17 protein-coding genes are annotated in these 22,627 nt (G+C 55.7%); 15 read left to right on the top strand and 2 right to left on the bottom strand.

Annotated features, from left to right (window positions below):
- Positions 1-41: 41 nt before the first annotated feature.
- From AAC076_RS06090 to AAC076_RS06080, 3 genes are all read left to right on the top strand, one after another.
- Positions 42-209, top strand: coding sequence for a hypothetical protein (locus tag AAC076_RS06090; RefSeq protein ID WP_339843634.1), 168 nt, complete (start codon positions 42-44; stop codon positions 207-209).
- 11 nt (positions 210-220) lie between these two features.
- Entirely contained in the window at positions 221-1,036 is an 816-nt protein-coding gene (locus AAC076_RS06085) for a FecR family protein (protein WP_339843633.1), read from the top strand.
- Positions 1,037-1,160: 124 nt separating this feature from the next.
- The gene (locus AAC076_RS06080; RefSeq protein WP_339843631.1) at positions 1,161-3,353 is read left to right on the top strand and encodes an adenylate/guanylate cyclase domain-containing protein; all 2,193 of its coding nucleotides are present in this window, start codon (positions 1,161-1,163) and stop codon (positions 3,351-3,353) included.
- Positions 3,354-3,359: 6 nt separating this feature from the next.
- Here AAC076_RS06080 and AAC076_RS06075 read toward each other — a convergent pair whose 3' ends face one another.
- Entirely contained in the window at positions 3,360-4,934 is a 1,575-nt protein-coding gene (locus AAC076_RS06075; protein WP_339843629.1) for an HD domain-containing phosphohydrolase, read from the bottom strand.
- A 156-nt stretch (positions 4,935-5,090) separates the two neighbouring features.
- Here AAC076_RS06075 and AAC076_RS06070 point away from each other — a divergent pair, with 156 nt between their 5' ends.
- The 3 genes from AAC076_RS06070 (at position 5,091) to AAC076_RS06060 (ending at position 8,465) form a co-directional block, all read left to right on the top strand.
- Complete coding sequence (locus tag AAC076_RS06070; RefSeq protein ID WP_339843627.1) at positions 5,091-5,885, top strand: hypothetical protein; 795 nt, start codon at positions 5,091-5,093, stop codon at positions 5,883-5,885.
- 23 nt (positions 5,886-5,908) lie between these two features.
- The gene (locus tag AAC076_RS06065) at positions 5,909-7,045 is read left to right on the top strand and encodes a hypothetical protein (RefSeq protein WP_339843625.1); all 1,137 of its coding nucleotides are present in this window, start codon (positions 5,909-5,911) and stop codon (positions 7,043-7,045) included.
- A gap of 133 nt (positions 7,046-7,178) precedes the next feature.
- Positions 7,179-8,465 carry a nitrate- and nitrite sensing domain-containing protein gene (locus AAC076_RS06060; protein ID WP_339843623.1) on the top strand — a complete coding sequence of 429 codons (1,287 nt, stop codon included), beginning with the start codon at positions 7,179-7,181 and terminating at the stop codon, positions 8,463-8,465.
- Positions 8,466-8,841: 376 nt separating this feature from the next.
- On the opposite strand, the gene AAC076_RS06055 is transcribed toward AAC076_RS06060, so the two are convergent.
- Positions 8,842-9,858, bottom strand: a complete 1,017-nt coding sequence (locus AAC076_RS06055; RefSeq protein WP_339843621.1) for an AraC family transcriptional regulator — start codon at positions 9,856-9,858, stop codon at positions 8,842-8,844.
- Positions 9,859-10,037: 179 nt separating this feature from the next.
- Here AAC076_RS06055 and AAC076_RS06050 point away from each other — a divergent pair, with 179 nt between their 5' ends.
- The 9 genes from AAC076_RS06050 to AAC076_RS06010 all read left to right on the top strand — a co-directional run bounded on the left by AAC076_RS06050 (position 10,038) and on the right by AAC076_RS06010 (position 22,581).
- The gene (locus AAC076_RS06050; RefSeq protein ID WP_339843619.1) at positions 10,038-12,071 is read left to right on the top strand and encodes an NADPH-dependent 2,4-dienoyl-CoA reductase; all 2,034 of its coding nucleotides are present in this window, start codon (positions 10,038-10,040) and stop codon (positions 12,069-12,071) included.
- Between the two features lie 166 nt (positions 12,072-12,237).
- Positions 12,238-13,107 (top strand): hypothetical protein, encoded by an 870-nt coding sequence (locus AAC076_RS06045; protein ID WP_339843618.1) that lies wholly within the window; start codon positions 12,238-12,240, stop codon positions 13,105-13,107.
- Between the two features lie 88 nt (positions 13,108-13,195).
- Positions 13,196-14,080: an NAD(+) kinase gene (locus AAC076_RS06040; RefSeq protein WP_339843616.1), complete on the top strand. Its 885-nt coding sequence runs from the start codon at positions 13,196-13,198 to the stop codon at positions 14,078-14,080.
- On the top strand, positions 14,077-15,051 hold the full coding sequence (locus tag AAC076_RS06035; protein ID WP_339843614.1) for a metallophosphoesterase: 975 nt from the start codon (positions 14,077-14,079) through the stop codon (positions 15,049-15,051). Before AAC076_RS06040 ends, AAC076_RS06035 begins: the two co-directional genes overlap by 4 nt.
- Positions 15,052-15,092: 41 nt before the next feature.
- Positions 15,093-15,941 (top strand): rhomboid family intramembrane serine protease, encoded by an 849-nt coding sequence (locus AAC076_RS06030; RefSeq protein ID WP_339843612.1) that lies wholly within the window; start codon positions 15,093-15,095, stop codon positions 15,939-15,941.
- 16 nt (positions 15,942-15,957) lie between these two features.
- Positions 15,958-16,224, top strand: coding sequence for a DUF1315 family protein (locus AAC076_RS06025; RefSeq protein ID WP_339843610.1), 267 nt, complete (start codon positions 15,958-15,960; stop codon positions 16,222-16,224).
- The gene (locus AAC076_RS06020) at positions 16,224-17,054 is read left to right on the top strand and encodes a DUF2797 domain-containing protein (protein WP_339843607.1); all 831 of its coding nucleotides are present in this window, start codon (positions 16,224-16,226) and stop codon (positions 17,052-17,054) included. Before AAC076_RS06025 ends, AAC076_RS06020 begins: the two co-directional genes overlap by 1 nt.
- 10 nt (positions 17,055-17,064) lie before the next feature.
- Positions 17,065-19,713: an aminopeptidase N gene (gene pepN / locus AAC076_RS06015; protein WP_339843604.1), complete on the top strand. Its 2,649-nt coding sequence runs from the start codon at positions 17,065-17,067 to the stop codon at positions 19,711-19,713.
- A 489-nt stretch (positions 19,714-20,202) separates the two neighbouring features.
- Positions 20,203-22,581, top strand: coding sequence for an MMPL family transporter (locus AAC076_RS06010; RefSeq protein WP_339843602.1), 2,379 nt, complete (start codon positions 20,203-20,205; stop codon positions 22,579-22,581).
- Positions 22,582-22,627 lie beyond the last annotated feature (46 nt).

The following is a 22,627-nucleotide window of genomic DNA, read 5'->3' as shown; positions in this document are numbered from 1 at the left end:
TGGGTGGGTCAAAATTGTTGGCCAGAGGTGGGTCAGATTAATTGGCCATTAACAATGATTTTCTGGAACTTAAGCTGGACCTTGGCTGGCGCATGGACGAGCGCTGGACTGGGCAGTTGAGCTACTCGTTCCAGGATAATACCTCTAATACCGAGCTGCTTGAGTACCGACGGCAGCAGGTCGAGTTGATGCTGCAATACGGTTTCTAGGAGCGCGAGAGATGAAAAGAATTATTCCATTGCTGCTGTCTTTCTGCCCCCTGATGGTTGCGGCTGATGAGCCGGCTGGTCGAGTGCTTCTGAGCATTGGTGACAACCTTGCGTACAGCGCCCAGGGAGTCGAACGGCCTCTGAAGCGTGCAGATCATTTTTTCAATGAAGATACGCTTGTCACAGAGACCGAGGGTCGTCTGCAATTGAACTTTTCGGACGGCGGTATGGTGTCCCTGGATCCCGGTTCGCAGTTTCGAGTTATTGACTATGCGTTTGACGAGGGCAGCGGGGATAGCGCCGTTTTCGAGCTGATGCGCGGTGGAATGCGGACCCTGAGCGGCAAGATCGGGCCAAAGAATGGCGGCGAATATAGCTTGAAGACCGTTGTTGCCACTATCGGTATTCGCGGTACGCATTATGCGCTGCAGCTGTGCCAACAAAGTTGCGCGATGCAGGCGGGAATGAGAGAGGGTCTTGCTGGGGTAGTGGTCGATGGTGCGATTGTGGTATCCGGTGCGGTGAATGAGCAGGAGGTACCTGCTGGTTTCTATTTCTTCGTCGAACAGTCCAGTGGTGACATTGAGATCACTCGCACTCCCCCTGATGAATTGGGGCAGACAATGCCGGGATTGCCTCAAATTCCTGAGGCGGACAGCGATAGGATATTCAATCCGTACAATCAGCCCGCCTTGGAGTTGCGTGACTCCGGAGCAGGCGAAATGATGGACGATGCCGGCACTCCTCCAGAGACAGGTACAGGCACAGATAACGTGACAACGCCAATTCCTGAAGGTCCTGGCGGCTACGGTATAGGCGGTGGCTAGAACGGTTTCGATGAAAGTAACGATCAGGGGCGGGGGATGTTGGTGGAGAGCCCCCGCTACATTCAGGTCAAGCACAATGCGGTTGCGTGTTTCACCCTCAGTGTGACCGTACAAGGGCCGACCAATGCGTGCTCAGTACTCCGTTCCTGCCGCCTTGGGCTTGTTCCTTACCTTGGTCTTCCTGCTGATTATCGGCAGCGGTCAGCGGCCGACCTTGCTGGAGAAAATTGAACTGGCCTTGTACGACCAGCGCTTGAACTTTACCCTTCAGGACCAGTTGGATCGGCGGATTGTAATTATAGATATTGATGAGAAGTCGCTTGCCAGTATAGGCCGGTGGCCATGGCCGCGTGGGAAGGTCGCCGAGCTGGTAGACGTTTTGTTTGATCAATATCAGGTCGCTCTGCTGGGCTTCGATGTGTTGTTTTCCGAGCCATATTCGCGGGTTGAGCTGGCCGATGTTCAGCAGTTGTTGAAAAGTGGTGGTGGTCTGGAAGAAGTGGCTGCGCTAGCAGCAATGTCAGGCGATGCCGCCCTGGGCACTCGGCTTGCTGAGCACCCGGTAGTGCTGAGCATGATGTTCGATCAAACGGACGCCAGAGTACACATGGGCGCACTGGGTGCTCCGATACTGCTGGACGGCGAACTGCCCGAGAGTGTGCCTGTGCCAAGACCGAAGGGGTTTGTGGCAAACCTCCCCGAATTTGCGCGGCACGCCCAATCTGGATTCTTTGATAATCCGCTGGTTGATCTGGATGGCGTATATCGGCGCACACCGTTGCTACAGTACTACAAGGGTGATTTTTATCCGTCACTTGCTTTGGCGCTCTGGCAGGCGCTGGTCCTGAGCAACGATGTTCGGCCCGTTGTCGAATCAGATATCGCTGGGCGCTATCAGGTGCTTACCGGGCTTGATGCTGCGGGGCTGTATATTCCAGTGGATCCCCGCGGAGCAGTTCTGATTCCATACCGCGGTCAGGTTGGCAGCTTTCCCTACATTTCAGCCTCAGACATACTGGACGGCTCCGTGGACCCCGTGCTGCTCAGTGGGACTATTGCCATACTGGGGACATCCGCCGGCGGGCTGATGGATTTGCGAAATACCCCAGTGGGGCACCTCTACCCGGGAGTGGAAGTTCACGCCAATATTCTCTCGGCCATGCTTGACCAGCGTTTTTTGTATGAACCTGACTTTGTCAAGTCACTGGAGCTTCTAGCCCTGCTGTTCTGTGGGCTGCTGTTATCCCTGGTGCTGCCCTATCTCTCGGTATTGGCGGGAAGTCTGCTGTCACTGTTTCTGATGGCTGTTGTGGTGACTTTCAACCTCTATGCATTCACCCAGCATCAGTGGGTGCTGCCCCTTGCCACGCCGCTGTTGCTGATAGTGCTGGTATTCATGTTGTTGCAAACCGCGGGTTTTTTTCTCGAGGTCCGACATCGTCACAACCTGGCTCGTGTGTTTGGCCAGTATGTTCCGCCAGAGATCGTACGGCAGTTGCAAGAGAGCGGACAGGCTATTCACCTCGAGGGCGAGAATCGGCAGATGACGGTGCTTTTCTCGGATATACGGGATTTCACCTCCCTTTCCGAGAATCTTTCAGCGACGCGATTGGCTCGTCTGATAAATCTGTACCTCAGCGGCATGACAGCCATCATCCACCAACATCAGGGAACTATTGACAAATACATAGGCGATGCAGTGATGGCTTTCTGGGGGGCTCCGTTGAGCGATCCAGATCACGCCCGGCACGCTTTGCAAGCGTCGCTAGCCATGCTCGATGCGTTGCCCGGCATCAATCAAACTTTGGAGGCTGAAGGTCTGCCTAGCCTGAGTATTGGCATAGGCTTGAGCGCCGGGCATATGAGTGTCGGGAATATGGGTTCGAGTTTCCGCGTGGCCTATACTGTGATGGGCGATACGGTGAATCTTGGAGCTCGACTGGAGGGTTTGACCAAATACTACGGCGTACAGTTGCTGGTCAGTGAAGCGGTGTCCCAGGAGGCTTCGGGCTATGTCTACCGTGAGATCGACAGGGTAAGGGTCAAGGGCAAAGCCAAGCCGGTTGGCGTATTTCAGCCGATGGGGATGACCGCCGCCTTGACTGAGGATGATCTGGGCTGGTTAGAAGTTTATCATGCTGCGCTTTTGGCCTACCGCCAGCAACAGTGGCAGACTGCCGATGCGGGCTTTGCCGAGTGCTTGTTCCAGCGCCCTGGAGACCGGGTACCGGAGCTTTACCTGCAACGCATAAAGCAGCTCGAAAATGCGGCTCTGCCTGCAGACTGGGACGGTGTTTTCGACCACCAGAGCAAGTAGCTCGTTTCAGCGCAGCAGTCCTTGCAGATTGTCAAAATCAGGCTCGTCAATCTGGTGTGCGGGCATATATTGCTCGGCATATTCGCGATAGGTTCCGTTGCGCACGAAGAGGGTAAAGAGTTCTGCGTCGAGCTTTCCAGAGGCTACATTGCGTCCGATTATGCTAAGTGCCTGGGATAGCTTCATGCCTTGCTTGTAGGGCCTGTCTGGCGCGGTGAGCGCTTCGAAGATGTCGGCGATGCACATCACTCGGTCACGCACAGACATTTGATCTGCGTTGAGTCCGCGCGGGTAGCCGCTGCCGTCAAGATGTTCATGGTGATTGCCGGCGATATCGGGCACGTTTTGCAGGTAGCGCGGGTAGTGCAGAGAATGGAGCATGCGATTTGTTACCACGATATGGTCACGCATTATCTGCATTTCCTCCGGCAGCAGAGTACCGCGACTGATTGACAGGCTCCGGACCTGCTCATCGTCCAGCAATCTATGGATCTGGCCATTGGTGTCGCGCCACTGAACTTGCCCGAGGGTCTGGATGCGCTCGATATCGGCCTGGTCAACAGACTCACTGCCCTGATTGACCTTCCTCAGGAATGCCAGGTCATTCTCCACTTGCTGCTGTCGGGCAATGCAGGTGGCCATTGCCTCCGTATCACTCTGACTGTCCTGTAATACCTCGATCAACAGGGCTTGTTGGTATTCGCGCGCGCGGCTTGCAATCAACTCCATGCAGTCAAATACCTTTTCCAGCTTGGCACTCTTCTCGATGATGGATTCGGGGGTAGTGATCTTGCCGCAGTCGTGCAGCCAGGCGGCAATCTTCAGCTCGTAGAGCTCCTGCTCGCTGAAGTTCAAATCCGCGTACTCGCCTTCTTTTGCCAGGCACACGGTTTTTGCAAGCAACATGGCAATCTCCGGGACCTTTTGACAATGGCGGCCGGTGACGGGTGACTTGTGGTCGATGGCTTCGGCGATCAGCTTGATGAAGGACTCGAATAGATTCTTCTGAGCTTCAATCAGTTCTCGCTGGGTCAGTATGGTGGCAGCGATGGCGCCCAGTGACTCGAGCAGCAACTGGTGTTCTGCGTGAAAGGGAATGACCTGTCCCTGGCTATCCAGGGCGTTGATCAGTTGCAGAACACCAATGACCTGATCCTCATGATCCTTAAGTGGCACACAGAGAAAGGATTTGGAGTGGTAGCCAAATTGCTTGTCAAAGCGACGGGTACCGGAAAAATCAAAACGCTGATCCTGATAGGCATCCTGGACGTTGATGGTGCACTGGTCTGCCAGGGTGTGAACGACTACCAGATCGGAGAGATTACCGTTTTCGTCGTGCAGAGGAATGGGAGGTACGTCCGTGTTCTCGTTGAGTAGGTCAAGACTGCGATTACGCAATACATTGAAGTGCAACATGCCATCCTTGAAGGTATACAAGGTGCCGCCATCACTGTTCAGCAAGTCCATTGCTGACTCGACAACCTGATCGAGAATCAACTGATCGTCTGGCTCAATTGATAATGCACGAGTCAAGCGAGAGAGATGACTGGCAACTGCCAGTGCATTAACGTCATTGCTCATGAGGACCTCGATGGGTGGCTCTATGTCAAAATCTGTTATAACTCTTCCCTTGACAAGGGTCGATAGGAGGCGGGGCATTTTGTCCATTTTGTTTCTTTTTGCCGCCTTTTCCTGGCGTGCCTGTTTCAGTTGCGAGACATATGAAGGTGCCGAGGGGTGTCGGCAGTACTGGCGCACGTTATGCTGACCGGGTTGCGCGGCCTGCTGATCATTATCTTTTCAGGCTGGACGCTGTTATCTGATCCGTTGCAAGGCTGGCTATTCTTGCCGTTATGGATGCTCGCCAGCTGGTTGATTCTAAGCAGTAGTCTTGAGGCTGCACGATTGCGGCGCAGGGCCTGGTTGGAACAGTACCTACTGCCAGGGTCTTGGTGGGTTAGGTGGTTGCACGGCGGTCTGCTGATGCTGTTCTGGCATCTATCGTGGGCAGTTCTGCTGGCCTTGTTCATGCTGGTCAGACTGCTGCAACTTGAATCCGTATTATGGCTTTTGCTGGCGTCCTCCCTGCCGCTTTTATGGCTGCTGGAAGCTGGCCTGGCAAAGGGCCTGCGCGATCATGCTAAGCCGCAGTTGCGCACTGTGCTCGCGCGACGCCTACTTGTGCCGATAGCTGCCGGAGTGCTGGTACTGGGCTACTTGCTGGTGATGTTGAATCTGTCCCAGCCGGATATGCGCGGTATGGGGCTTGCTCAGGCATTGTCCGTCAACCTGCCAACTGAACATAGCAACCTGACTCTGCTTTCCCTGTTGCAGCGTAGCTATCAGCTTTTCGATATCACCTTGCAGTGGTCCCTACAGAATGCGCTGGGTGACCGGGATACCGGTGGTACGCTGGGCGTATTGGCATGGAGTCTACTGTTGCTTGGTGGCGGGGCCTTTATCTGGGCCTGGACCAGGCTGCTGGTAGGGGTTGCCACACTGCGTGAACGCATCACAATGGCTACTGACTAGCCCGCCCCAAAGGAGGACTGCACATGACATCAGGCAAGTCCCGACCTGCGCGTACGCTGCTGATGACCATTGTGCTCATTAGCCTGCTATTCGTCGCCTTGACTGCTGGGGTGCGCTATCTACAGCAACGTGCCACAGATAATCAGTTATTTGCGGTGCTGATCAATAATCAGCAACTGCTACTCGATGGGCAGACCCTGACGGCGTTCAATGCTGACTTGACGCGCCTGGGTGATCAGTATTCCGAGTCGATTGAATTGCATATGCAGCAATGGCTAGGGCGCTGGCTTGATGAGAGCTTTGCCATGGCTCACCAGGCGGTACCGGGCTACCTGGACTGGTACTACTCGATGCCGGGTTCCTACGGTCGATTGTTCCATGCCGTCAGCGGTGATCTGGATGAGTACCTGCAGCAACGCATGAGCTCCGAGCTGATTGACAATTCGGGTCTTGGTGCCCGTTTCCGTAAGCTCGAATCAACCATGAGTGCCGAGTTGCAGCGTGTGCACGCAGCACAGGATCAGGGACTGCGCTCGCAGTTGTGGAGTCTGTACACAGATCGCCAAAGCTCCTTTGCAGGGACGGCGCCGGAGATCGAGCATACCCTTGATATCGATCGCGCCCTGACATTGGCCTTTCAGCCTAGCGAGGAAGATCTGTCGCGCTGGCAGGTCAGCTCGCGCGCGTCCCTGGTAGCTGGGGCGGGGACTTTTGCGTTGCTGGCACGACGGGCCTTGGTACCCCGGTTAATGAGCCTGTCCGCAGTACAGGGAGCACGACGCGTAATGGCGGGTTTTGCAGTGCGTCTGGCCCCGCGTATTGCCATAGCGATAAGCGCTGGCGGCAGCGCAGCTGCCGTGGCTGCCCCTAGTGGCCCAGGCGCCCTGGTCGCTGGAGGAGTAGCCTTTATTACTGCCGCAGGAACCATAGTGGTGACTGATTACGCCCTGCTCAAGGCTGAAGAGCTGGCCCTGCGAGACCATAAGCATGAGCAGATCGATGCTGAACTGCTGGCTATTAAGTTGGCCCTGCGCAAGCAGTTATGGGAGCAGATCGCGCAGGCCCGGTCTGGTTCCCGGACACTACTACGTTCGCGCATCGCCGATCCCTACAAGGCATTGGGAGAGGGCTCGCGCTTCTATATTCTCGGCCCACGCTAACCAGACGCCTAGCGGCGATTACTCAGTAAACTGCCAGTTACGGCACAAGTATTGCTTCACTAAGGTATGTCGGAGCCTGTCCGCTTGGCAAACAAGTTGACTCGCAAAAAGCTTGCAAACAGGGAGTGCAGCCATGTCTACCGCACTGGATTTCACGCTCGCCGCCAGGCGCAGCGAGATGCATGGTTTGCGCGCGCTGGAGTTGACATGTGAGCTTGTCGCGGGTGTCAGTCTTCTGGTCCATGCGCTGCAGCGCGAGCGCGGTTTTTCGAATATCTTTCTTGGCAGTCATGAGCAGCGTTATCGCAGCGGTCTGGATCAATTGACTGCCGACAGTGTGGCGATGGAACAGCTGATGAATGACTGCTTCGGACGCATGGATCTAGATTCCAGTTGCGGTGCAGACAAGGCGCGGCTGTTCAACCGTATCGCCTACGTGCTGCATTGTATGGAGGGATTCCCGGAGTTACGAAGACGCATCCGCGCCCAGGAGTTGACCCCGCTTGAGTCTACTCAGGCCTTTACCCGGCCTATCGGGGGCTTGCTGAGTGTAGTCTTTGAAGCGGCCGATACGGCGGTTGATCCTGACATCACCCGCAATCTGGTGGCTCTGTTCAACTTTATGCAAGGCAAGGAGTTGGCCGGCCAGGAGCGCGCCACGGGCGTTGCCGGTTTCTCGGCTGGGCAGTTTGATACTGAGCAGCTTGAGCGCATGAACTATCTCGGCGAGGCCCAGAAGCGCTGCTTTGAGAGCTTTCGAGAGTACGCTGCGCCGGAGCTGCTGAAAGCCTGGAATAGCCTGTGTACCGATGAATTGGTGAGTGAAATAGGCCGATTGCGCCAGGTCGCATCGCGTTCCTCCGGGGGAGCGAAAATAGGCGGTGCCCTGGGCGATCTGTGGTTCGATCTGACCAGCCGGCGTATTGATGTGATGAAGCAGCTTGAAGACCTGATGACCGACCAGTTGCAGGACCTGTGCCGGGAAAAAACGCTTCAGGCGCAGGCTGACCTGGATAACCACCGCGCCATGTTAGGCCGGCTTGCGGGCATGGCTACCGATACGCAGCCCCCAGCTACTCGCCTATTTAATGTGCAGGCCTCGGATATGGATAGCTTGCCGCCAGACAGCATTGGCTGTCAGCTTAATCGCTCGGTTCTGGACGTGCTGCACGAGCAGACGCTCAGGCTTCAGGAGCTCAGTGTTCAGCTTGATGAGGCGCGACGCTCCCTGAACGAGCGCAAGCTCGTTGACCGGGCCAAGCGCCTGTTGATGCTGCAGCATGGGCTGGGGGAGGAGGAGGCTTATCGAATGTTACAGAAGGCCGCCATGGAGCGTAGTCAGCGGCTTCCGGATGTGGCCCAGACCCTGTTGAACTATGCCGACCTGCTGGCTGGTAAAACCGCCAAGGCGCGGCCGTGACAACTTTGGCCGCACTGTCATTGTCCTCTCGCCGCGTCTGACGCTCTGTTTTGGTGCAGGATCTGGGTGCAGGCACCCTCCAGGTGCGGATATTTTTCGCATTCCCTGAACTTTTCCATATCGGCTTCATCTGATTGTAACGTAGGGCAATTAGGGTCAATTCATGTCCGGTTTGCCTGACATGCATCTAATCGAACAAGGGGAAAAAGCATGAACGATTATGTAGAGGAACTCATGGAGAAACGCGCCCAGGAATGGGATCAGGAAGCTGATGACGCCGAAGAGATGTAAAGGCTTCGGCTGAATCTCCCCGGTCAGCTATCTCGGCTGGCTACGATAGTAAAACCGGTTATCCCTTACCGGTAGGTCTTCAATTTCAACTTCTCATCTGACGCTGCTCTCTGCGGAATTGCCCGGGAGGTTGTGCCGTCCAGCGTTTGAATGCCCTTTGAAAAGCCCCTGGGGAAGAGAAACCGAGCAAAAAGGCAATCTCTCCGAGAGCAAGCTCCGTATCGCGCACGTAGCTTAATGCGAGGTCACGCCTGGTGTCGTCAATGATGTCCTGAAAACGCGTATTTTCCTGCTGCTGTAATTTGCGCCGCAGGGTCCACGACGCCATGCCCAACTCACGGGCAACATCACTCAGTCCAGGCAGTTGTTGATGTAACTGAGGAGAGACTATTTCCTCGACACGCTCACGAAGTCGGCGGTAGCGACCCAGCTCCTGCAGGTGCGCCTCACACAGCGATTGCAGGTGATTGAATGTGGCTGGCGCGGCCTGATCCAGCGACCGCTCCAGGCTCGCCGGTTGCCATATCAGTTGATTATGCTCCTGGCCGAACAGTACCGGGCATTTGAAAACCTGTTCGTAGGATTCGGCGTAGGCCGGCGCGGGAAACTCGATGTGAACGGCCTCCAGTCTTGCTTCGCCGCCGGTCAATTGCTTGCCCAGCCGCGCACGTGACGACAGGGCCGAGTCAACCACGAAAAGATTAAAAGCGTTGTAGGGGCTGATGGAATAGAAGCGCAGCGCGGGTGCGTCAAAGCTGGAATGGCCGCGATAATTCTGGCTCGAGAGGCGCTCAAAGCGCACCAGGGTGTCGAAAGCCCGGTGCAGGTTCATTGCACACTGGGCGGTCAGCCCGGCCAGGCCCAGGTGGCTGGCTCGACTGTGCTCTCCCATGAGCAGCCCGATATCAGCTCGGCCACTCAGGGCAATAGCAGCATTACCCAGCCGCATGAAGCGTGCAATGCTGATCCGGGCCTGGGGCGTAGAGAGTGTCTCCGGGGTGATACGAAAGCGTTGCAGGAGGGGGTCGACATCATGGCCAAGGTTATGCAGTGCGGCCCGCAGACTGTATAGATAGCCAACCGATAGATCTCCCAGCTTCAAGACAGGATCCTCCTTAGATTGAAAGGCTGAGCAGCGTGCTCGCTAATGTAATCCAAAGTTATACAAATGTCATTCAGAGTGATTGAGCGTCGTCGCCCCTGGGCCTATTGTCTTGCCACAGATAAAGACCGGGCGCGTATCCGGTCACCTCCTGATGAAGACATGACCGGAGCAAGACCATGACCGAACACGCGCTTTACCCGCATTTGCTGGCCCCGCTGGACCTGGGATTCACTACTTTGCGCAATCGCACCCTGATGGGTTCGATGCATACGGGGCTGGAGGAAAGACCCCATGGGTTCGAGCGCATGGCTGCTTACTTTGCTGAGCGCGCGCGCGGCGGTGTTGGACTGATCGTGACCGGTGGCATCGGGCCGAACGAGGAGGGCAGTGTTGCCCACGGCGCTGCCAAGATGACGACCCCGGAAGAAGCTGAACACCACAAGGTTGTAACCCGAGCGGTACATGAGGCAGGTGGCAAGATCTGCATGCAGATCCTGCACGCTGGACGCTATGCATACAGCCCGAAACAGGTATCGGCGAGCGCGGTCAAGGCGCCGATCAACCCCTTTACGCCCAAGGAACTGGACGAAGACGGCATCGAGAAGCAGATCCAGGATTTTGTTACCTGTTCGCAACTTGCGCAGTCCGCAGGTTATGACGGCGTAGAAATCATGGGTTCAGAGGGGTATTTCATTAACCAGTTTCTGGTCAAGCACGTAAATCAGCGCACCGACCGGTGGGGTGGGAGCTACGAAAACCGTATGCGCCTGCCGGTGGAAATCGTGCGTCGAGTTCGTGAGGGCGTAGGCGCCAATTTCATCATTATTTATCGCCTGTCTATGCTCGATCTGATCGAAGGCGGCAGTACCTGGGATGAAGTGGTGATGTTGGCCAAGGCAATCGAGAAGGCTGGTGCGACCATCATCAATACCGGTATCGGTTGGCACGAAGCGCGTATTCCGACCATTGCCACCAAGGTGCCACGCGCCGCGTTCACCAAGGTAACGGCCAAGCTAAAAGGCGAGGTGGGTATTCCGCTGGTTACCACCAACCGGATCAATACTCCGGAAGTGGCGGAGCAGGTACTGGCTGAAGGTGATGCGGATATGGTTTCCATGGCCCGTCCTTTTCTCGCCGATCCAGAGTTCGTCAACAAGGCAGCGGACGGCCTGGCAGAAGAGATCAACACCTGTATCGGCTGCAATCAGGCCTGCCTGGATCACACCTTTGGCGGAAAGCTGACCAGCTGTCTGGTTAATCCACGCGCCTGCCATGAGACCGAGCTGAACTATCTTCCGGTTACTCAGGTGAAAAAGATTGCTGTGGTAGGAGCCGGTCCCGGCGGTCTCTCGGCTGCCACAGTAGCAGCGCAACGTGGCCATGAGGTCACTCTGTTTGACGCTGGGGATGAGATTGGCGGCCAGTTCAATATTGCCAAGCGTATTCCCGGCAAGGAAGAATTCTACGAGACCCTGCGTTATTACAACCGGATGATTACCAAGTATGGTGTGCGTCTGGTGCTTGGCAAGCGCGCGAGCGTAGAGGATCTGGCCGAGTTCGATGAGGTGATCCTGGCCACCGGTGTAGTCCCCCGGTCTCCGGATATTCCCGGTATCGATCATCCCAAGGTAGTGGGTTATCTGGATACCATCATGCAGCGGCGTGAGGTCGGTAAGCGGGTGGCAGTGATAGGCGCAGGTGGTATCGGCTTTGATGTCTCGGAATTTCTTACCCAGCAAGGGGAAAGTGCCAGCCTGGACAATGATTTGTTCTGGGAAGAGTGGGGTATTGATCCAGCCATCGAGGCGCGTGGTGGTATCGCTGGCGTGGAGCCGCATCCGCATCCGCCGGCTCGAGAAGTGTTCCTGCTGCAACGCAAGACCAGCAAGGTGGGCGATGGACTAGGCAAGACTACTGGCTGGATTCATCGTGCCGGACTCAAGAGTCGTCAGGTGAAAATGCTCAACGCTGTGCAGTATCTGAAAATCGACGATGAAGGGCTGCACGTCAGTGTTGCTGAGGGCGAGCCTCAGGTATTGGCGGTAGATAATATTATTGTCTGCGCCGGTCAGGATCCCCTGCGCGAATTGCAGGCAGGCCTGGAGTCGGCGGGTAAGCCGGTGCACCTGGTGGGTGGCGCGGATGTCGCTGCCGAACTCGATGCCAAGCGTGCTATAGACCAGGGCTCGCGTCTGGCCGCAGCAATCTGATTTCTCCTGGGCGCGGCTCCCGCCGCGCCCTTTGTGTTTACCTACTGCCAAATTCGTCACAATCCTCGGTTACATTTCCCCGTTGGTTCCTCCATCAAGTGCAATCGTCGCAAAAAAAGCGCAAAGTTCATTAATTATATGGGCTGGGGGCGGTACGGAGACATTCATGAACACTACGCACAAACCGTTGCTGACAGAGGCTGTCCTGTTCTTTTCGGAACGAGGGATTGCCAAGCAGATGCTTTATGCCGAATTCGAAGCATTGCTCGACGGCATGGTGGCTACTCCGGAATTTGCCGACGAAACCATTGAGGCGGCCTTCATACAGATCAATACGCGTTTATATGTACGTGCGGCGGTATTCTTTACTGTGGATTTTGATCTTGACGGCCATATCAGCCCCCTCTGGAATATGCCCCTGCGTTCCATGGCCGAGAAGGCCGGACGGGGTCCGGACATGGGCGGTGGTCCGATTCGTCTGGCTTGCCTGGGCTTTTGCGTCGACAATAAATTCAAGCCGAACTTGTGGAAGCCCGCGCAGAGGGAGGGTAAATCTGATCTGTTGATGATCAAGGAAGCGGTGACCCGCAATACGCTGGGCATACTGGGCGATGATCGAGAGGCGTTCGCGATTATCCAGCCGGAACATCTGCAAATGGCCGCGGAGGATGCCTGGTATGGTGGCGGCAATGTGATCAGCCCGCAGGCGCGGGTAGGCGGTCAGCCCTCCGAACAGGAGCAACATAAAGCAGCGCAGGCTACGGCAGTGCAAGAGGCCAAGGTGGCGGCCGCCGACGAACAGCAGGCAGTTTATAAGCAACAGGTCAGCGATCTGAAACGTCAGCTCGACGAACTGCGTCAGCTACGTGAAGTGGAGTTGGCTGCCGAACGCCAGCGCCACCAGGATCATCTGGCCATCGTTCAGGGCGAGCTTCACGACATCAAGAACGAGCTCGCGCTGCAACAGAAAATCAATATTACCCTCAAACGTGACCTGTCCAAGTTGCAGACTCGGTCGGCCAGCGACGCCGACTGACACCTCCCTTTACTACAGCGCATTTGCCAGCGCCCCGCTGGCTGCGGATAATCGTGCCTGACTGAAAATGGCATGACAGAGAGGTGGTATGGATCAGTTCCGCAACATTGGTTTGATTGGGCGGCTGGGCAGCGGCAGGGTAGTTGAAACCCTCAAGCGCCTGAAGCGCTTCCTGATCGACAGCGGTCACACCGTTATTCTCGAGGATACCGTGGCTGATCTGTTGCCGGGACATGATCTGCAGGTCTGCTCGCGCAAGATGATGGGTGAGGTTTGCGATCTGGTAATTGTTGTCGGTGGCGATGGTAGCCTGCTGGGTGCGGCCCGCGCCCTGTGTCGCTTCAACGTGCCGGTGCTGGGTGTGAATCGCGGCGGGCTGGGTTTTCTCACCGATATTTCCCCGGATGAGCTGGAAATGCGGGTTGGTGAGGTACTGGCCGGCCGCTACATGGTGGAAAGCCGTTTTCTGCTGGATGCCTTCGTGCGCCGTGATGAAGAGCAATTGGGCACCAGCGAAGCGCTCAATGAAGTGGTCTTGCATCCGGGCAAGTCGGCTCGGATGATCGAGTTCGAGCTGTTTGTTGACGGGCAGTTTGTCTACAGTCAGAAATCCGATGGGTTGATAGTCGCCACGCCGACCGGTTCTACAGCCTATGCACTTTCTGCGGGTGGCCCGATCATGCATCCCAAGCTTGATGCGATGGTTCTGGTGCCCATGCATCCCCACACCCTGTCGAGTCGTCCTATTGTTGTCGATGCCGGGAGCGAGCTGAAGATTGTCATTTCCAAGCAAAACGGCATATATCCTCAAATCAGCTGCGATGGTCAAGTGCATGTCGCCTGTGCGCCGGGGGATTCGATCACCATTCGCAAGAAGCCGCAGAAGCTGCGACTGATTCATCCACTTGATCACAATTTTTACGCCATCTGCCGTAGCAAGCTCGGTTGGAGCAGCAGGTTGACTGATCAATGACCCACGTGATTGCGCATAGCGGCCCTGGCTATGATGTCATTGGTGACATCCACGGTTGCGCGCATACCCTCGAAACTCTGCTGGAAAAGATGGGCTACTCCCCGCAACAGGGTGTCTGGCGGCATCCGCAGCGTCAGGCTTTGTTTCTTGGCGATATTATCGACCGGGGGCCGCGTATACGGGAGTCCTTACGCCTGGTACACGACATGGTCGAGGGGGGAAGTGCTCAATGCATCATGGGAAACCATGAAATCAATGCGCTGGCCTGGGAAACACCAGCTCCAGCTGGTAGCGGCAAGCAGTACATTCGAGAGCATACCGAGCGTAGCCGCCGGCAACTGGCGGCGACCCTCGAGCAGATGGCTCCATGGCCCGACGAGTGGGCCTATTATCTCGAGTGGTTCTACCGTTTACCGCTTTTTCTCGACCTGGGTGAAATCAGGTTGGTACATGCCTGCTGGGACGTAAGTTTGATCGAGCCTTTTGCTGCGCAATACCCCGATGGCCGAATCGACCGGGAGTTTCTCGAATCAGCAGTAGAATATGGCGGATTTGCATCCCAGGTGCTTGAGCGTTTGCTGCGTGGCAGCGAAATGCGTCTGCCCCACGGTGGCACCATGATCAGCAAGGATGGGCTGGTAAGACATACCTTTCGTACCAAGTTCTGGGAAGAAAATCCTCAGACCTATGGGGATCTGGTATTCCAGCCAGACGCGCTGCCCGAGGAGGTCGCAACTCGGCCGCTGACCGATAGTCAGAAAGCTGAGCTGCTTATTTACGGTGGCGACGAGCCCATCCTGTTCGTTGGCCACTACTGGCAGCAGGGCGACCCGCATCCGTTAAGGCCCAATCTGGCTTGCCTGGACTACAGTGCGGTCAAGTATGGCAAGCTGGTTGCCTATCGCTGGGACGGTGAGCGCCGGCTGGAACGTGACCATTTCGTATGGGTAGACGTGCCCAAACTGGCATGATCAGAGTCCGACGATTGCCGTAGCAAATTGAAGAGGTAAACATGTACCGCGCCTTGCAGTGCCCGCTGGAGGAAGACCTTTCCAGCTTTACCCGATACTTGCGCAGTCAGGGAGTGATTCACCGCGTTACCGAGGAGGATAACCAGCAGGTTGTCTGGACCGTCGATGAGGCGGGCGCACGTATCGCTCGTGATTGTTACACTGATGGCGTTCCCGAAACGGTTGAGTCCCGACCCGCTGTGCGGAATCGACGAGCTGGCGTCAACGCAAGTTGGGTGCAAACGGTCAAGGGGATACCACTCACCCTGGGCGTTCTGTTGGTCACCGCCGTGGTAGCCTTGATAACCGGTCTTGGTAGCCAGGTCGAAGGCGTGGTTCTGTTCACTATCGTGCCGCCTGAGAATGCCGAGTACATGGCCAGCCAGGTCGATCTTGGCCAGTGGTGGAGGCTGATTACGCCGATATTCCTGCATTTTGGCCTGATGCACCTGGCATTCAATGCGCTCTGGTACTGGGAGTTGGGCCGTCGTATCGAGCTTCGCTCGGGCTCACTCTGGCTGCTGGGCTTGACCTTGCTGTTTGGTCTGGTCTCCAACAGCGTGCAGTGGCTGTTCAGCGGGCAACCGTTTTTCGGTGGCCTTTCCGGCGTGTTATATGGGTTGCTGGGGTATTGCTGGATTTACCAGTTGCTGGCACCCAACGTGCACTTTGACCTGCCACGGGGCGTGGTCGTGTTGATGCTGGTATGGCTGTTGTTGTGTCTATCGGGTCTGGTAACACTGCTTGGCTTCGGTGCTATTGCCAATGCAGCCCATGTGAGCGGTTTGCTGATTGGCTGCGCTGCCGGTCTGGTCGCCGGCGGCGCCCAACGATTCAGTTTGTCGAGATAATATTCTGGAGAATGAAATGACTACCTTCGTCGAGATGTTGCGCAATATCACTCCCGAGGTATATGCCAGCCTGAAGCAGGCGGTAGAAATCGGCAAATGGCCCGACGGTCGCCGTTTGACCCAGGAGCAGAAAGAGCTCTGTATGCAGGCGATGATCGGCTGGGAGCAGGAAAACCTGCCTGAAGAGGAACGCACGGGGTTCATGGGCGAGCAGAGCTGCAAATCGGAGAAGAAAACGGTACCGAACATCCTGTTTTCAACCAAGTCGGACACCCTGCATTGATGCATCCAGTCAGCGGCGAGGGCAGTGTCAGCAAGCTCCGGACGGATCTCGACGTTCCGGTGCAATACAGCCTTTCGATTGGCGAGCAGTTATTGCCGGTCAACGAGTGGCTGGGCAGAACCCTGCGTATCGAAGCGCTTGGCCCTATCCATTGCAGTCATTGCGGGCGGCGCACCAAGAAAAGCTACAGTCAGGGTTTCTGCTATCCCTGCATGATCAAGTTGGCGCGTTGCGATACTTGCATCATGAGCCCGGAAAAGTGCCATTATGATCAGGGCACTTGCCGCGAGCCGGCCTGGGGTGAACAGTTCTGCATGACGGATCACATCGTTTATCTGGCGAACTCGTCTGGGTTAAAGGTCGGCATTACCCGTGCCACCCAGATCCCGACCCGATGGATTGATCAGGGCGCGAGTCAGGCTCTGCCGATTCTGCGGGTGGCCACCCGCTATCAATCCGGCTTGGTTGAGGATCTGTTGCGCGCTCAAGTTGCCGACAAGACCAACTGGCGAGCCTTGCTGCGTGGTGAGCCGGAGCCTGTTGACATGCTTGCCGCCCGCGAGCGTTTGCTGGAGGGCGCCCAGGAGGGACTTCTTGAGCTGCAAGCACGTTTCGGGCTCCAGGCCATTCAACCCCTTGACGCCGAGGTCGTCGATATCAGCTATCCGGTGCTCGAGTACAGTCCCAAGCCCCAGTCTGCCAATCTCGACAAGAATCCGGTGCTCGAAGGCACCTTGCTGGGAATCAAGGGTCAATATCTGATGCTTGATACCGGCGTCATCAATATTCGTAAGTATACGTCCTACACACTGTCTGTCAGTGTGTACTGAGGAGTGCAGCATGCGTACCGAACAGCCCAAGACCATTTATCTCAAGGACTACCAGGAGCCTGACTACTGGATAGACGAAACGCATCTGACGTTCGAACTCTACGAGGATCATGCGCTGGTTCACAGCCGTTTGAGCATGCGCCGCAACCAGCGCCTCACGTCTGATTCGCTTCCCGCGTTGGTGCTTGATGGCCAACTCCTGGAACTGGTGAGCGTGGCGCTGGATGAGCAACCATTGCAGGTCAGCGACTACCAGCAGGATGAGGATACGCTGACACTGACGCCGGCCAAGGCAGAGTTTGTCGTGTCTGTTACTACCCGAATCGAACCGCAACACAATACTGCGCTCGAAGGCCTGTACCAGTCCGGCAAGATGTTCTGCACCCAGTGCGAGGCCGAGGGTTTTCGAAAAATTACCTATTACCTCGATCGTCCCGATGTGATGAGCCGGTTCACCACCACGGTGATAGCTTCCAGGGATTATCCTATTCTGCTGTCCAACGGAAATCCGGTCGCCAATGGCGAAGAAAAGGATGGGCGTCACTGGGTGACCTGGGAAGACCCTTTCCCCAAGCCGGCTTATCTGTTTGCGTTGGTGGCTGGGGATCTGTGTCTGATCCAGGATAGTTTCAAGACCATGAGTGGCCGCGAAATCGACCTGCGCATCTACGTGGAACCGGAGAACAAGGAGCAGTGCGGTCACGCGATGGATAGCCTCAAACGCTCCATGCGCTGGGACGAAGAAGTCTATGGTCGCGAGTACGATCTGGATATCTTCATGATTGTGGCCGTCAACGACTTCAATATGGGCGCGATGGAGAACAAGGGGTTGAACATATTCAACTCCAGTTGTGTGCTGGCGCATCCAGATACCGCTACCGATATGGCTTTTCAGCGGGTCGAGGCAGTAGTCGCACACGAGTATTTCCATAACTGGTCGGGCAACCGAGTCACCTGCCGTGACTGGTTTCAGTTGTCGCTCAAGGAAGGTTTTACGGTATTTCGCGATACCCAGTTTTCCGCCGACATGAACTCGCCCACGGTCAGCCGTATCGAGAATGTGAGTTTTCTGCGTGCCAACCAGTTTGCCGAAGACGCTGGTCCCATGGCTCACCCAGTGCGTCCGGACTCGTTCATCGAGATTTCCAACTTCTATACCCTGACGGTTTACGAGAAGGGCGCAGAAGTCGTGCGTATGTTGCATACATTGCTCGGTGAGAGAGGCTTTCGTAAGGGGTCGGACCTGTATTTTGAACGCCACGATGGCCAGGCTGTAACCTGCGATGACTTTATCAAGGCCATGGAGGACGCCAACGACGCGGACCTGGGTCAATTCAAGCTTTGGTACAGTCAGGCGGGGACACCTCGATTAGCTGTTGAGAGTCGTTACGATGCAGCTGCGGGCACCTTCAGTCTGCTGTTCCGCCAGAGCTGCCCACCCAGCCCTGGGCAAACTGAGAAACTGCCACAGGTGATTCCGGTACGCATGGCGCTGCTTGATGCCAAGGGGAGCGAACTGCCGCTTCAGCTTGAAGGTGAAACCGCACCAGTGGGTACTGAACGTGTATTGGCCGTGGCGGATACCGAGCAAGTGTTCACCTTCACCGGGTTGACCGAAGAGCCGTTGCCATCCTTGCTGCGTGGTTTCTCGGCCCCGGTCAAGATGACCTATCCCTATAGCCGTGATAATCGTGTCTTTCTGGCCAAGAATGACCCCGACGGATTCAATCGCTGGGAGGCGGGGCAGGCACTGGCTCTGGAAATGCTGCAGGGCATGATCAGTATTCATCAGGCGGGTCGTCCGTTATTGCTCGATCAGAGACTGCGCGACGTATTTCGAGCAGTGCTTACCGATCGTGAACTGGACCCTGCCATGGTCGCTGAGATGCTCAGATTGCCATCCGAGGCTTATATGGTCGAAGTTTCGGATGTGGCTGATGTGGATGCGATCCACCATGTGCGTGAATGGGTGCGTAGCGAGTTGGCCAATACCCTGGTCGACGTCATGTGGCCCTTGTATCGGGAGCTGGAGGATGGCGCAGAGTACAGCCCGGATGCGGCATCTATGGCCCGTCGTAGCCTGAAAAACACCCTGTTGTCCTACCTGATGCTGACTGGTTCCCAGGAGGCGGTTGATGCCTGTGTTCGTCAGTATGTAGAGGCCAATAATATGACAGACCGCCAGGCGGCACTGGTCTGTCTGGTCAATTCCGACTTCGAGAAGCAGAAGCAGGCGGCGCTGGCTGACTTTGCCGAGCGCTGGAAGGATTATCCGCTGGTCATGGATCAATGGTTTAGCGTGCAGGCGGCTGCGGCGTTACCGGGTGGTCTGGAGCGTGTGGAAAAGCTACTCGAACACCCCGCATTCAGCGTGCGTAACCCGAACAAGATACGCGCGGTGATCGGTGCTTTCGCTAACCAGAATCTGGTCAATTTCCACGCTGCCGATGGCGCCGGCTATCGTTTTCTGGCTGAGCGCATTCTGCAACTCGACCCGCTTAATCCGCAGGTGGCGGCGCGTCTGCTTACGCCCCTGACTCGGTGGCGCAAGTATGACGTTGCCCGGCAGGCGCTTTTGAAAGCTGAATTGGCTCGAATCATGGCGGCCACTAGCCTCTCACCGGATGTATACGAAGTTGTCAGCAAGTCGCTCGCCTGACAGGGCAGGCAATTGAAATTACGCACAAGGGCGCCGGGGGAGGGCGCTCCTATGCGTTTTTGCTACTCTGGGAAGGTCTTTTAGTGTGTTTTTTAAGCGGTTCACAAAAGATAACTTGCAAGGATTAGTGAAGTCAGTGAAAGCGCTGTAATATCATGTTGTCCGTCGTGTGACCGTGACATCAAATAAAAATAAAAGGGGTAGATGTATGGGGGAGCCGTTTACGGGTCGCGCCTTTTCTGTCTGTTCTACCGGTCAGCCTTTACGGGCGTCCGTCTTGAACCTTCGCGCGTTTGATCCAGTTTCAATTCAGCCAGAAGCAGATCGTCTTTCGATCCTGCTCTCGATGCTGCGTGCCACCGGAAAATGCAATCCGTCCGGATCTTTCCATGTATAACCTTGTGATGCTGCCCCTTACAGGCGGGCAGGAAAAAGTGCTGCCTGACCTAACAATAAATGCTAGATGGCATGTCTGCCGGGAGAATCGGGATGTCGAATAACGATCACGAAGCCGAAACCTTTATGGAACGGCTGGTGTTCAACAACCGTCTTATGGTTGTTGCGCTCTTTACTATAATTACCATCATTCTTGGCTACCAGGCGCTTCAGATACGCCCTGATACCAGCTTTGCCAAGATGATTCCTCTGCAGCATCCCTATATTGTCAATATGGTCGAGCACCAGGATGACTTGTCGAACCTGGGCAACTCCATCCGTATCGCGGTCGCTATCGAAGACGGCGATATTTTCACCACCGAGTACATGGAAACGCTCAAGCGTATCAATGACGAGGTGTTCTTCCTGCCCGGCGTCGATCGTTCCGGTCTGCGTTCCTTGTGGACGCCAAACGTTCGCTGGACCGAAGTAACTGAATACGGTTTTGATGGTGGTCCGGTTGCCAGTCATCCGGCCTATCTTGATGAGCAATCGTTGGACGATCTGCGCGTTAATGTGCTGAAGTCTGGCGAGATTGGCCGTCTGGTAGCCAACAACTTCAAGTCCACCATTATCGAAGTGCCGCTCCAGGAGTTTTATCCCAACCCGGATAACCAGTCAGAGCTGCTGCGCATGGATTATGGTGACTTCTCCCAGCAACTGGAGGAGAAAATCCGTAACCAGTTCCAGGAAGAAAATCCCAATATCAGCATCCATATGGTGGGCTTTGCGAAAAAGGTCGGTGACCTGATCGAGGGTCTTGGCGCGGTAGTCATGTTCTTTGGTGTCGCACTACTTATCACCTTTGTACTGCTTTACTGGTTTACCTGGTGTATTCGCAGCACCATCTCGGTTCTGATGACGACATTGATTGCGGTGATCTGGCAGCTAGGTCTGATCTATTCGCTGGGTTTCGGACTCGATCCCTATTCGATGCTTGTGCCATTCCTGATTTTTGCTATCGGTATTTCCCACGGTGTACAGAAGATCAACGGTATTGCGTTGCAGTCCGGTGAAGCGGACAACGCACTGATTGCTGCTCGCCGTACATTCCGTCAGCTGTTTCTGCCCGGCATGATCGCCATTCTTGCCGACGCGGTGGGCTTCATTACCCTGTTGGTAATCGACATCGGCGTTATTCACGAGTTGGCCATCGGTGCCTCGGTCGGTGTGGGTGTAATTGTATTCACCAACCTCATCATGTTGCCTGTGACCATTTCCTATCTGGGTATCAGTAAGAAGGCGATTGAACGCAGCAAGCGTGATGCGGTTCGCGAACATCCTTTCTGGCGTACCTTGTCGTATACCGCGCATCCTAAAGTGGCGCCATTCCTGGTGATCATTGCTCTGGTTGGCGGTACCGGTGCTTTCTTCTACCAGAAGGCCAACCTGCAGGTCGGTGACCTTGATCCAGGCGCACCTGAACTGCGTCCCGATTCACGTTATAACCTGGACAATGACTTCATCATTTCCAATTACTCAACCAGCTCCGATGTATTGGTAGTGATGGTCGAGACCCCGCCAGAAATGTGCTCGGCCTACGAGACCATGGAAGCGATCGACCAGTTGGAATGGCACATGGCGAACCTGCCGGGTGTGCAGTCGGCAGTGTCCCTGGTAACCGTCGCCAAGCAGGTGCTGATGGGTAACAACGAAGGCAACCTCAAGTGGCAGACTCTGTCGCGTAACCAGGACAACCTGAACAACGCGATCAGCCGTGCTCCAGAAGGCATGTTCAACAATACCTGCTCCCTGGCACCGGTCATGGTCTTCCTTAATGACCACAAGGCAGAAACCCTCAAGACTGCCACTCGGGGTGTGGAAGAGTTCGCCGCGGAGTACAACACCGAGAACATGAAGTTTCTCCTGGCAGCCGGTAACGCTGGTATCGAAGCGGCTACCAACGATGAAATTGCCAGTTCGGAGCTGTTGATCCTCTTGCTGGTATACGTGTGGGTAGGCGTTATGTGCTACTTCACCTTCCGCTCGCTGGCAGCCACTATCTGTGTCGTTCTGCCGCTGGTACTGACTTCGGTACTGGGTAACGCGCTCATGGCTTATCTGGGTATCGGCATGAAAGTCGCGACCTTGCCGGTAATTGCTCTGGGTGTGGGCGTCGGTGTGGATTACGGTATCTACGTATACAGCCGTCTGGAGACGTTTCTGCGCGCTGGCATGCCGCTGCAGGAGGCCTACTACGAAACGCTGCGCTCAACGGGTAAAGCGGTTCTGTTTACCGGTCTGTGCCTGGCGATCGGTGTGGCTACCTGGGTATTCTCGGCCATCAAGTTCCAGGCTGATATGGGTCTGATGCTGACCTTCATGTTCCTGGTGAACATGATTGGCGCGCTGTTGCTGTTGCCAGCCCTGGCCCGTTTCCTGATCAACCCGGCCAAGATTGCTGCATCAGCACCACCCAAGATCCAGCACTAAGATAATGTGGCTTCCGGCCCCAGGCCGGAAGCCACAGAGGTTAATC

The organism is uncultured Halopseudomonas sp., from assembly GCF_963977355.1.
Lineage (GTDB): Bacteria > Pseudomonadota > Gammaproteobacteria > Pseudomonadales > Pseudomonadaceae > Halopseudomonas.
This window is presented reverse-complemented; position numbering and strand designations above follow the sequence as displayed.